This is a genomic window from Actinophytocola sp., from assembly GCF_035634895.1.
GTDB lineage: Bacteria > Actinomycetota > Actinomycetes > Mycobacteriales > Pseudonocardiaceae > Actinophytocola.
In genome coordinates, this window is sequence record NZ_DASQCC010000006.1 from 46969 (window position 1) to 58511 (window position 11543).

Here is an 11543-nt window from a genome sequence, read left to right on the forward strand (position 1 = left end):
CGGCGGCCGGGCACCCGGCCGCCGGCCTCAGGCGGCGCAGTTGCCGGTCGACACCTCGCGGGACAGGCCCGGCGCGGCCTTGACCTCGTCGGAGACCTCGGCGGCGGTGAGGGCGAAGCCGGTCTCGGACCGGTCCGTCGCGGCACCGAAGATCACGCCGATCACATGGCCCTGGGTGTCGACCAGCGGACCGCCCGAGTTGCCGCTCTGCACCAGCGCGCGCAGCGTGAACACCTCGCGCTCCACCTGGTTCGTGTCGTAGATGTCCGGGCCGCGGAGGTTGATCTGGTCCCGGACCCGCGCCGCCGCGGCCCGGTACGGCCCGTCAAGCGGGTAGCCCAGCACGATCCCGTCCTGGCCGGACACCGCCGCCTGGCCCGCGAACCGCAGCACCGGCGCGGACAGGCCCGGCACGGCCAGGACGGCGACGTCGGTCTCCGGGTCGTACAGGACGACCCGCGCCTCCAGTTCGCCCTGGTCGGTCTCCACCGCGGCCTCGTTGGTGCCGGCCACGACGTGGGCGTTGGTCATCACCCGCTCGGGCGCGATGACGAACCCCGAGCCCTCCAGTGCCCGCGAGCACGACGGCGCCCGAGCGTGGATCTTCAGCACGCTCTGCCGCACGTTCTGCACGACCGCGCTGTTCTGCAGTGCCGGGTCCGGCGGCGCGACCTCGCGGTTGGGCGTGTGGTCGAACGGGTCGACGACCTCGGGGAAGCCGGACACGTCCAGCAGCCTGCGCAGCTCGTCCGGCAGGTCCTGCGCGGCCTGCGGCATGACCTTGTCGACGCCGCCGAGGATGGTCGAGTTGCGGATGGCCGACGCGAGGTCGGGCAGGTTGCCCACGGTGACCAGCGGCAACGCGATCAGCCACGCCACCACGAACACCACGGCGCCCTGCACGATCGCGCCGAGCGCCTTGTCCACGCTGACGAGCTTCGGCGACTTGATCCGCTGGCGGAGGCTGCGGCCGAGCCACACCCCGAGCGTCTCCCCCAGCGCCACCAGCAGCACGAAGATCGCCACGGCGAACGCGACCCTGGTCGGCGTCGACTCGATGTACTTGACCACGAGCGGCGCGATCTTGATGCCCGCGATGGCGCCGAGCAGCACCCCGATGAACGCGGGCAGCGCGGTGATCACGCCCTGCTGCGCCCCCGAGATCGCGGCGAGGATCGCGAGCAGCACCACGACCAGGTCGACCCAGTTCACCCGTTCATACCTTCCCGACGCCGTTAGCCAACTGAACGCCACGCGGCGTCAAGGTCCCGTACGACCGACCCGTCCCAGGGCCGTTCCCACCCGCCGAGCCTCAGCAACAGCGTCAGCAGGGCCGCGGTGAATCCCCACACAAGCATGCCCGGCAGCGCGAACGCGGGTCCCAGGAACCCCGACGGATGCCTACAGGTGAAACGGTTCGCCGGGTCGGCCAGTTCAGTCAGGGGCACCCGCGCCACTGCCGCGCTCTCCGCCGGGTCGACCGCCCACACGCGACTCGGCACCTCCCAGTGCGCGATCACGGGCGTGACGTGGAAGCCGGACACGGGGATGCCCAGCGCGGGCAGCACCGCCAGCGGGCGCACGCCGGCCGGGTCGAGGCCGGTCTCCTCGACGGCCTCCCGCAGCGCGGTCGCGACCGGGCCGTCGTCATCCGGCTCGCTGGACCCGCCGGGGAACGCGACCTGGCCGGAGTGCGCGCCGCCGCTGTTCGCACGCAGCTGCAACAGCACGTCCGGGCCGTGGTTCTCGTGCTCGCCGAACAGGATCAGCACGGCCGCGTCGCGCGGGTTCACCGACGGCCCGGACACGCGGCGGAAGATCTCCGGGTCCAGGTCACGGGTGGCCTCGACGACCGGCCGCAGCCAGCCGGGCACGGTCGCGGGGTCGACGAGTGGTCCCTGCTCAGCCACGCGCCACTGCCTGCCGGACCTCGTCGACCGAGCGGAACACCGGCGGGTTCCTGATCAGCGTGAGGCTGCCGTCGGCCGCGACCAGGTAGGACGACGGCAGGGCGGCCGGGTGCAGCTTCCGCTTGACCTTCCCGGACTCGTCCAGCAGGCCCGGCAGCCGCACCTTCAGCGCGGTGAACAGCTCCAGCGCGTCGGCCGGCCGCGACTCGACCCCGAGCGTGACGACCCGCATGGCGCCCGGCTCCCGCGCGTACTGGGACAGGACCGGCAGCTCGGTCCGGCACGGCTCGCACCAGGTGGCCCACACGTTGACCAGCACGGGTCCGTTCAGCGCGGCCGCCACGTCGACCGGATCCCCGTCCGCGAGGCACTCCGCGGTGATCCCGCTCAGGTCGGCGGGCCCATCGGACCCCCGCTCGCAGGACGGCAGCCCGGCCTCGGCACGGGCCTGACGCAGGTCCTGGCCGCTCTGCGCGGCCTCCACCGGCGTGGGGGCGGGATCGGAGCGCGGCCAGATGGCCACCACGCCGGCGATCATCAGGATCACCACCGCGACGGCCCAACGCACTCCGTTCACGCCGACTCCTCGCCCGCCGCGCGGCACCGGAAAGCTCCGCTCACCTCGCGTGCCCCGCCTTGTACCCGCCGCGCACCTTCTCGGCCAGCTCGAGCAGGTGCGGCGCCTCCGGTCCCTTCACGAGCTTCTCGGCGACCTCGAACTCGGTCGGGCCGGTGCCGAAGGACGGGCAGTCCTTGGCGAGCACGCACGCGCCGCAGGCCGGCTTGCGGGCGTGGCACACCCGGCGGCCGTGGAAGATCACCCAGTGGGACAGCATCGTCCAGTCCTTCTTGGGGATCAGCGCACCGATCTCGTGCTCGACCTTCACGGGATCGTCCTGCTCGGTCCACTCCCAGCGCCGGACCAGGCGGCCGAAGTGCGTGTCGACCGTGATGCCCGGGACGCCGAAGGCGTTGCCCAGGATGACGTTCGCGGTCTTGCGGCCCACGCCGGGCAGTGTGACGAGGTCGTCCAGCCTGTTCGGCACCTCGCCGCCGAAGCGTTCGACGAGCGCGGTGCCGAGGCCGATCAGCGAGGAGGTCTTGTTGCGGTAGAAGCCGGTCGGCCGGATCAGCTCCTCCATCTCCGTGCGGTCCGCGCCCGCGTAGTCGGCGGCCGTCCTGTACCGCCTGAACAGCGCGGGTGTGGTCAGGTTGACCCGCGCGTCGGTGCTCTGCGCGGACAGGATCGTGGCGACCGTCAGCTCGAGCGGGTTGGTGAAGTCCAGCTCGCAGTGCGCGTCCGGGAACGCCTCGGCCAGCACCCGGGTCATTCGGCGAGCCCGTCGAACGAGCGCGGTCGGCGGCGTTTTGACAGACTCAGCTCGGGGTAGCTGTCGGGTAGCAGGCGGCACCCCGCTAGCCTACGGGCCGCCGTACAACCTCATCGCCACCCTGGACGTCTACCCATCGAGGACCCGTTCGTCCCGCTGACCTGAGCGAGGATCACACAGATGACTACAGCAGGTGTCTGGTTGGTTTTCGTCGTTCCCGTCCTGGTGATGTTCTTCGCCCTGTTCATGGAGCGGGTGGAGGCCCGGCTCCGGCCAGGCTCCGTCCGTGAGGACGAGGTCGAGGCGTTCCTGGACAACCCGAGCCCCGACGAGGTGCGGGCGCTGTACGGGCACGGGATCGGCCGGGCGCTGGAGCTGTTCCGGGTCCGCAGGCGCCGTGGCCGGGCCCGGGCACGCAAGGTCATGAACGCGCAGACCGTCGTGATCCCGGTGCCGCCCTCACTCAAGCGGCAGCAGCCTCGCTGAGCCCGGCATGACGGGCCGAACGCGCCGGGTCGACATACCGGGAGTACGCCCTGCGAGGTGATCCACCGCACACGCTCTACACTCCCAGGAGTGATCAGGGCGCCGTTGCCGCTGGTCGCTGCTCATTCTGATTGGGAGGGACGCAGGTGGACGAGACCCTTGCCAGGGCCGGCATCTTCCAGGGTGTCGAACCGGCCGCCGCTGAAGCGCTCGCTCAGACGCTGGAAACCGTGGAGTTCCCGCGTGGGCACGTGATCTTCGCGGAAGGCGAACCTGGCGACCGTCTGTACATCATCCAGTCGGGCAAGGTGAAGTTAGGCCGCAAGTCTCCTGACGGCCGGGAGAACCTGCTCGGGATCTTCGGGCCGGCGGACATGTTCGGCGAGCTGTCCATCTTCGATCCGGGGCCGAGGACCTCCACCGCCACGACCGTCACGGAGGTCGTCGCCAGGACGATGGACCGGCCGGCGTTGCGGCAGTGGATAGCCACTCGCCCGGAGATCGCCGAACAGCTGCTGCGGGTCATCGCCCGCCGGCTGCGGCGGACGAACGGCATGCTCGCGGACCTGATCTTCACCGACGTGCCCGGGCGGGTGGCGAAGGCGCTGCTGCAGTTCGCCCAGCGGTTCGGCAGCCAGGAGGCCGGCCTGCTGCGGGTGATGCACGACCTCACGCAGGAGGAGATCGCGCAGTACGTCGGCGCCTCGCGGGAGACGGTCAACAAGGCACTGGCCGACTTCGCACACCGCGGCTGGCTGCGGCTCGAGGGCAAGAGCGTGCTGATCCTCGACCCCGAGCGCCTGGCGCGCCGCGCCCGGTAGTCGACTGTCCAGAAAGGCCCGCGAGCCGTCGGCTCGCGGGCCTTCTTCGTTGGTGTCACCGTCCTTGATGTCACCGAGCTGCATCCACTTGTGGACAACCTGTGGACAACTCCGCGAGCTGTGGACGGACCTCCTCGGATCGACTTTCAGGTCTGTGTAAAGCAAAGGAACCGGACGCCGCCCCCGACGCGGCGCTCCGGCTCCTCGCTTGCGTGAGCCATCCCCCGACGGCTCACGCTCCCCGCCCTCCGAACCATTAGGCCCCGACCCATGTCTGCCGGAGGGAGCTTGTTGTGTTGAACGTCCCGCTGCCGCGGTTCGTTACCCGGCAGCTGAACTTTTCTTGTCATGAGGACTCGACCGAGTACCCGGTCGTTGTGCGGTTCCAACCGGTCGTTACCAAAACGTGACCAGAGTTATTTTAATTGGTACTTGCGTACCAAAATCTGCCACACTGGCCCGCGTGTCCGACTCCGCCGGCATCGCCGACTTCCGCGCCGCGCTGACCACGCCCGGCGCGCGCACCCCCGTCCTCATGTCCCTGCTGGCACGGATGCCGATCGCCATGGTCGGTCTCGCCGTGCTGCTGTACGTGCAGCGGAGGACCGGCTCGTTCACGATCGCGGGGTTCGTCTCGGCGGGCACGCTCATCGGCGTCGCGATCGGCGCGGTCGCACAGGGCCGGATCATGGACCGCAACGGCCCCACCAGGCCGCTCCTGGTCATGACCGCCCTGTTCGCCGCGGCCGTCGTCGCCGAGATCACGGCGATCGAGACCGACCGGCCGGGCCCGGTCCTGGTCGGGCTCGGGTGGCTCATCGGCGTGACCCAGCCCATGATCGGCTCGGCCTCGCGGGCGCTGTGGACACACCTGCTGCCACCCGGCCCGATCCGCCACGCGGCGTTCGCGTACGAGGCGATCAGCCTGGAGGTGTTCTTCATCCTGGGCCCGGCGCTGGCCGGCGTCATGGTCGCGGCGCCGTGGGCGGGGACCGCGCTCGTGTTCAGCTCGGCATGCATGGCCGTTGGCGCGGTCGGGTTCGCGCTGACCAGCGTCGTGCGTGCGGTCCGCCCGGCGCCGTCGGCCGGCGGCTCGCTGCTCGGCGCCCTGTCGACCCCGGGCATGCGCACGGTGGCACTGGCGGCGCTCGGCTTCGGCGTGACGGTCGGGTTCGTCGAGGTGGCGGTGCCGGCCGCGGCCACGAAGGCCGGGCACGCGCCGCTGGGCGGCGTGATGCTGGCCGCGTGGTCGCTGACCTCGGTGATCTTCGGCGTGTGGTACGCCGCGCACCCGTGGCCCCGGCGGATGAGCATGCGGCTGCCGTTCCTGCTCGGCGTGTTCGCGCTGCTGATCGCCCCGCTGGCCATCCCGTCGAGCCTGTGGGGGCTGGCGCTGCTGTCGCTGGTGGCGGGCATGTGGATCACTCCGCAGTCGACGACCCACTCGACGTCGATCGACCTGGTCGCGCCGGCGGGCTCCGCGACGGAGGCGTTCGGCTGGGTCGTCACGTCGGTGACGATCGGGCTGGCCGCGGGGCAGTCGACCAGCGGGTACCTCGTCGAGCACGTCGGCGTGTGGTCGTCCTTCGTGGTGTCGAGCGTGGCGGGGCTGCTGATCGCGCTGGCGGTGTTCGCGCGCCGCCGGACGCTCGCCGAACAGCCCTCGCCACGCGACGAGATCGAGATTGTCGGTGCCCGGGTCTAGCTTGTTCGCCATGGACGTCACCGTCACCACAACAGAGCTGGCCGGCGCCGCATCGGCGCTGGTCAAGCTGGTACCGGGCAAGCTCATCGACCCGGTGCTCGCCGGTTTGCTGCTCACCGCGTCGGCCACCGACGTGGCGCTGGCCGCCAACGACCGCGAGCGCGCGGCGCGAGTCACGCGGGACGCGGTCGTGCACACGGAGGGGCGGGTGCTCGTGCCGGCCAAGCCGCTGGCGGACACGTTACGTGCGCTGGAGCAGGAGCAGGTCCGGCTGGTGGTGGAGGGCACGAAGCTGGCGATCCGCGCGCCGGGCGCGCGCTACGCGCTACCGATGCTGGACGCCGACGTCCACCCGGGTGTGGGTGCGGCCCCGCCGGTGGCGGGCACGGTGGACGGCGGCCAGTTCGCCTCGGCGCTGGCGACGACGGTGCTGGCGGCGTCGCGGGACGACGCGTTACCCATGTTCACCGGCGTCCGCATCCGTTCGGAGGCGGACCGGCTGATCATGGTCGCGACGGACCGGTACCAGATGGCGCTGGCGTCCCTGCCGTGGTCGGGTTCGTCTGTGGACGCACTGGTGCCGGCAAGCCTGCTGAGCGAGCTGGCGAAGCAGCTCCCGCCGGGCGAGGTGACGGTGTACGCGGAACGCGACCGCTTCGGCCTCGGCTGGGGCGCCACCCTGGCGACGACGGCCGTCCTGGACGGCTCGTTCCTGCACGAGTCCAAGATCCACCTGTCCGACGTGGACACGGTGCTGACGCTGGACGCCGACGCGCTGGCCGGCGCGGTCCGGCGGGTGGGCCTGTACACCGATGCCCGCGGCGTGCTCCTGATCGAGGTCGGCGACGGTGAGCTCCGCGTCCGGGCGGCGGACCAGCGAGCCGGCGAGGCGGAGGAGTCGGTCAAGGCGACCGCGGACGGCGGGCGGACCGGCCAGGCGTACCAGTCGCGCTTCCTGACCGACGCACTCCGCTGCTTCACCGGCCAACAGGTCCGAATGGAGATCCAACCAGGAATGCGCGCGACGGTCTTCTCGGCGGTGGAGAAGACCGAACCGGCCGTCCGCTACGTGGTGATGCCCATGCTCCCGCCGAAATAACCAAAAACGGCACTACGGCCCACCAAGGCACGACGGCCCATGCTGGGGCCGCGGGCGTGCCGCGAGCCGGACGGGAGCGTTCGTCGCGGTCCAGGGCTGGCGGCGCGGCGGTGGACGGGGCACGGCTTGCCTTGCGTTGCGTGTCTTGCCTTTGCGTTGCGTGTCTTGCCTTTGCTTCGCGTGCCTTGCCTTGCCTTACCTTGGCGGGAGTGTGGCCGCCCGCGCTAGCTGGCCTCGCCTGTGGTGCGGAGGTAGTCGAGCTGTGCGCGGACCGACCACTCGGCCGGTGCCCAGAGTGACTGGTCCACGTCTCGGTAGACGACCTCCACCACCTGGCGCGGGGTGGCGCCGGGGCCGAGTTCGCGCAGTGCCGCGCGTACCTGGTTCAGCCGCTCCTCGCGGTGGGCGAGGTACTCGCGGGCCGTCGCGGCGACGTCCGGCAGTTCCGGGCCGTGGCCGGGCAGTGCGGGCGTGCCCGGCGGTACCGACGTGAGCCTGCGCAGCGAGCCGAGGTAGGCGCCGAGGTCCGAGATCACGGTCGTGCCGCGGCCGAGCATCGAGTCGCCGGTCAGCACGGCGCCGTCCGCCGCCAGGCAGACGGAGTCCTCGGTGTGCCCGGGCGTGTGCAGGACCTCGATCGACAGGCCGGCCGCGACGACGACCTCGCCGTCGGTCAGTGGTGGCGCGTCCACGCACAGGGCCGGGTCGAAGGTGCGGACCGGCGCGTCCACCCGCGCCGCGAGCCACGGCGCGCCCTGCACGTGGTCCGGGTGCTGGTGGGTGACGAGGATCAGCTCGACCTCCCCCGCCGCCTCGGCGACCCGGGTCAAATGCGGCACGTCCTCGTAGCCGGGGTCGACGATCACGCACGTCGTGGCGCCGGGGGCACGCAGGAGCCACGTGTTGGTGCCCTCGAGCGTCATCGCGCCGGGGTTGTCCTCCAGGACCACGCCCGCGGACGGGGTGACCTGCCGCAGCTCGCCGTAGGCCGGGTGGGCGGTCACAGCTTGTCGTCCGGTCGGGCGTCGAGGTGGTTCGGCGCGTCGTCGTACAGGGGGTCGCCGGGCAGGACGATGCGCAGGGTGTCCCCCTCGCGGGCCACTCGGGGCATGAGCTTGGTGATCACGCGTTCCCGTGCCATCGCGTCGGCCACCGTCGGGCACTCCTCCAGCTCGGCGAGGGTCGTCCAGGTCGGAGGCAGCAGCCCGCTGCGGCCGGCCTTCCAGTCGTCGAGCGCGTCGCCGGGGCGCTGCCACCGGGCGTCCTGTGCCTCGGAGGTGGCGCCGTCGGCACGTTGGCCCTCGGGCAGCCGCGCCAGGAAGAACTTGGCGTCGAAGCGGCGGCTCTCCTCGACCGGCGTCACCCAGTCCGCCCACGGCCGCAGCAGGTCGGCGCGCAGCACCAACCCGGCCTCGGCGAGGAACCCGGCCAGCGAGAGGTCCCGGTTCACGAGCTGGGCACGCGCCTCGGCGTAGGGCCGCACATCGGCGACCACGCTGGTCTCGTCGGGCCCGGCGAGCAGCACCCCGGACTCCTCGAACGTCTCGCGCACGGCGGCGCACACCAGTGCGCGCGCCAGCGCGAGGTCACAGGAGAACCTCGAGCCCCACCAGGCAGGCGAGGGCCCGTGCCAGGCGACGGAGGTGTCCGCGTCACGCCGGTCGACGCCACCACCAGGAAAGACGGTCATCCCACCGGCGAACGCCATGCCCATGACCCGCCGCTGGAGGAACACCTCCAGGCCGTCCGGGGAGTCCCGCACGAGCATGACGGTGGCCGCGTCCTTGGGGGTCACGGGTGGGTCCGGCGGGGCGGGCGGCACCATCCCGGAGGGCAGGGTCAACTCCTTCGGCAGCTCACGCACGCTAGGAGCCTACTTCGGCGCGGAGCTCCCGGATGGCCGAGTAAGCCACCTGACACGGTGTGCCGCGATCCGGCGTGGGCTACCAGGCCACCGGAAGCCCGTACACGCCGTCGATGTTGATCGAGGAGCGCATCGGGACCTCCTCCGGTGGGACGGCCAGGCGGAGGGTCGGGAAACGGGTCACCAGGGCCGGGAAGGCCACGCGCATCTCGACGCGGGCCAGTTGCTGGCCCAGACACTGGTGGATGCCGTGGCCGAACGACAGGTGACCGGTCGCGTGCCGGCGCACGTCGAGGCTGTCGGGGTCGGCGAACCGCGCCGGGTCGCGGTTCGCGGCCTGGACCGAGACCACCACGTTCTCCCCGGCCCTGACCACCTCGCCGCCCAGCTCGATGTCCACCAGCGCCACCCGCAGGCCGGTGTGCGCGATCGACAGGTACCGCATCAGCTCCTCGACGGCTCCCTCCGCGATGCCGGGGTCGGCACGCAGGGCCTCGAACTGAGCGGGGTTCCGCAGCAGGGCGAACGTCCCCAGCGCCAGCATGTTCGCGGTCGTTTCCAGGCCGGCGCCCAGCAGGAACGTCCCCAGGCCGGCAAGCTCGGCCTCGGTCAGGTCGGTCGTGGTCAGGTCGCTGAGCAGGTCGTCCGTGGGGTTGGCGCGCTTGGCCACCACGAGCTTGTGCACGTACTCCCCGATCGCGCTGAACGCGGCGATCTGCTCCTCCGCCGTCGCACCGGGCGCGTTCGACGCCGCCACGTGCCGGTTGAAGAACTCCCGGTCGCTGTACGGCACGCCGAGCAGCTCGCAGATCGTCATCGCGGGCACGGGATGCGCGAACGCCTCCATCAGATCCACCGGCGGGCCCTGCTCCGCCATCGCGTCCAGGTGCTCGGCGGTGATCCGCTCAACGCGTTCGGTCAGCAGCCGCATCCGGCGGACGGTGAACTTGCCAGTCAGCAGCTTCCGGTAGCGGGTGTGCCCCGGCGGGTCGATCCCGGTGAGGTCGCCGGGCGCGGCCGGCGACAGCTCGGTCATGCCCACGCCGGGGTAGGGCAGGTGCATCAGCTCGTACCGGGAGCTGAACCGGGTGTCGGCCGCCACGGCACGGGCCAGCGCGTAGCCGGTCACGAGCCAGCCGACATGCCCGTCCGGGAAGGCCAGCCGGTGCAGGCCACCCTGCTCGCGCAGGCGACCCAGCTCCTCGGGCGGGTCGAAGGGACAGCCCGCCGGACGGGTCATCGGCAGAGCGGAGACGGTGTCTGAGGTCATGGCGACAAAGCTGCGGCCACCCGGTTTCGCCGCGCCTTCACAGCGGTTTCAGAGGGCAGGATGAGTCCATGAACGTGCTGCGGATGGGACTGGTCGGGGCGGGACCGTGGGCGAGCAGGCTGCATGCGCCGGGTATCGCCGCTCATCCGCGGACGAGCCTCGCCGCGGTCTGGGCCCGGCGCGCCGGGGCGGCGGCCGAGGTGGCCGAACCACACGGCGCCGTCCCCACGAACGACTTCGACGAGCTGCTCGCCCAGGTCGACGCCGTCGCCTTCGCGGTGCCGCCCGCCGTGCAGGCGCCACTAGCCACCAGAGCCGCTCGCGCCGGCAAGCACCTCGTCCTCGAGAAGCCGCTCGCCGGGAACACGAGCGACGCACAACAGCTGGTCGACGCCGTCGAGCGGGCCGGCGTCGCGTCCATGCTGGTGCTGACCTTCCGGTACGCCGCGGCCACCCGGAGATGGCTCGAGGCGGTGCACGCCGTGGACGACTGGGTGGGCGGCGAGGCCCGCTGGTTCTCCGGCACCCTGCTCGAGGCCAGGTACGACGGCTCGCGGTGGCGGCACGACGGCGGCGCGCTCGCGGACATCGGCCCGCACGTCTTCGACCTGCTGGACGCCGCGCTGGGCACCGTCACCAGCGTCGAGCAGGCTCGGCTCACGAAACCCGGCCTGTGGCACGTCATGTTCGGCCACGACGGCGGCAGGCTGAGCACCGCGACGATGTCCATGCACACGCCGGTCCAGCCGGCCGTCACGGACTTCGCCGTGCACGGGCCGAAGGGGTTCCTGCCGTTCAACGCCAGCGGCGAGGCACCCGAGCGCTACGCCACCCTGCTGGACGACTTCACCGGCCTCGTGGCGACCAACACGGCCGAGCACCCGCTCGACGTGCGACGGGGCCTGCACATCCAGCGAATACTCGGCCGGGTCACCGATCAGTTGGCCGGGTAGCCCCGCTCGTGCGGCGGCACGCCGTTGATGATCACCGGGCCGTTCTGGTTCGGCTGATCGAACGGACCCGCGGCCGGTTTGCCGTGTCGGCCGGACCGGTCCGG

12 protein-coding genes are annotated in these 11543 nt (G+C 71.8%); 5 read left to right on the forward strand and 7 right to left on the reverse strand.

Annotated features, from left to right (window positions below; genetic code table 11):
* Positions 1-27: 27 nt before the first annotated feature.
* From VET29_RS01475 to nth, 4 genes are read right to left on the reverse strand one after another with little or no spacing between them, the layout of a single operon-like run.
* On the reverse strand, positions 28-1212 hold the full coding sequence (locus VET29_RS01475; RefSeq protein ID WP_324913510.1) for a MarP family serine protease: 1185 nt from the start codon (positions 1210-1212) through the stop codon (positions 28-30).
* Positions 1213-1235: 23 nt separating this feature from the next.
* A complete protein-coding gene (locus VET29_RS01480) occupies positions 1236-1910 on the reverse strand; it encodes a CoA pyrophosphatase (RefSeq protein WP_324913512.1) in 675 nt (224 codons plus the stop codon).
* Positions 1903-2487, reverse strand: a complete 585-nt coding sequence (locus tag VET29_RS01485; RefSeq protein WP_324913514.1) for a TlpA disulfide reductase family protein — start codon at positions 2485-2487, stop codon at positions 1903-1905. Before VET29_RS01485 ends, VET29_RS01480 begins: the two co-directional genes overlap by 8 nt.
* Positions 2488-2527: 40 nt before the next feature.
* Positions 2528-3241, reverse strand: coding sequence for an endonuclease III (gene nth, locus VET29_RS01490; RefSeq protein WP_324913516.1), 714 nt, complete (start codon positions 3239-3241; stop codon positions 2528-2530).
* Between the two features lie 180 nt (positions 3242-3421).
* On the opposite strand from nth, the gene VET29_RS01495 reads away from it, so the two are divergent.
* The 4 genes from VET29_RS01495 (at position 3422) to dnaN (ending at position 7352) form a co-directional block, all read left to right on the forward strand.
* Complete coding sequence (locus VET29_RS01495) at positions 3422-3727, forward strand: hypothetical protein (protein ID WP_324913518.1); 306 nt, start codon at positions 3422-3424, stop codon at positions 3725-3727.
* Positions 3728-3873: 146 nt separating this feature from the next.
* Positions 3874-4548: a Crp/Fnr family transcriptional regulator gene (locus tag VET29_RS01500; protein WP_133908086.1), complete on the forward strand. Its 675-nt coding sequence runs from the start codon at positions 3874-3876 to the stop codon at positions 4546-4548.
* 463 nt (positions 4549-5011) lie between these two features.
* Positions 5012-6253: an MFS transporter gene (locus VET29_RS01505; RefSeq protein WP_324913522.1), complete on the forward strand. Its 1242-nt coding sequence runs from the start codon at positions 5012-5014 to the stop codon at positions 6251-6253.
* Positions 6254-6263: 10 nt separating this feature from the next.
* Complete coding sequence (dnaN, locus tag VET29_RS01510) at positions 6264-7352, forward strand: DNA polymerase III subunit beta (protein WP_324913524.1); 1089 nt, start codon at positions 6264-6266, stop codon at positions 7350-7352.
* Positions 7353-7576: 224 nt separating this feature from the next.
* Here the strand turns inward: dnaN and VET29_RS01515 are convergent, their stop codons facing one another.
* The 3 genes from VET29_RS01515 to VET29_RS01525 form a co-directional block, all read right to left on the reverse strand.
* Positions 7577-8356, reverse strand: coding sequence for an MBL fold metallo-hydrolase (locus tag VET29_RS01515; protein WP_324913526.1), 780 nt, complete (start codon positions 8354-8356; stop codon positions 7577-7579).
* Positions 8353-9177, reverse strand: coding sequence for an NUDIX hydrolase (locus tag VET29_RS01520; RefSeq protein WP_324913544.1), 825 nt, complete (start codon positions 9175-9177; stop codon positions 8353-8355). The genes VET29_RS01515 and VET29_RS01520 overlap by 4 nt, the downstream gene beginning before the upstream one ends.
* A 118-nt stretch (positions 9178-9295) precedes the next feature.
* A complete protein-coding gene (locus tag VET29_RS01525; RefSeq protein WP_324913528.1) occupies positions 9296-10486 on the reverse strand; it encodes a cytochrome P450 in 1191 nt (396 codons plus the stop codon).
* 68 nt (positions 10487-10554) lie between these two features.
* On the opposite strand from VET29_RS01525, the gene VET29_RS01530 reads away from it, so the two are divergent.
* Positions 10555-11439: a Gfo/Idh/MocA family oxidoreductase gene (locus tag VET29_RS01530; protein WP_324913530.1), complete on the forward strand. Its 885-nt coding sequence runs from the start codon at positions 10555-10557 to the stop codon at positions 11437-11439.
* The last annotated feature ends 104 nt before the right edge of the window (positions 11440-11543 follow it).

Excerpts from the sequence above, each read along its gene's own strand:
- VET29_RS01520 (WP_324913544.1), bottom strand. The coding sequence starts at position 9,177 with ATGGTGCCGCCCGCCCCGCCGGACCCACCCGTGACCCCCAAGGACGCG.
- VET29_RS01495 (WP_324913518.1), top strand. The coding sequence starts at position 3,422 with ATGACTACAGCAGGTGTCTGGTTGGTTTTCGTCGTTCCCGTCCTGGTG.
- nth (WP_324913516.1), bottom strand. The coding sequence starts at position 3,241 with ATGACCCGGGTGCTGGCCGAGGCGTTCCCGGACGCGCACTGCGAGCTG.
- dnaN (WP_324913524.1), top strand. The coding sequence starts at position 6,264 with ATGGACGTCACCGTCACCACAACAGAGCTGGCCGGCGCCGCATCGGCG.
- VET29_RS01525 (WP_324913528.1), bottom strand. The coding sequence starts at position 10,486 with ATGACCTCAGACACCGTCTCCGCTCTGCCGATGACCCGTCCGGCGGGC.
- VET29_RS01530 (WP_324913530.1), top strand. The coding sequence starts at position 10,555 with ATGAACGTGCTGCGGATGGGACTGGTCGGGGCGGGACCGTGGGCGAGC.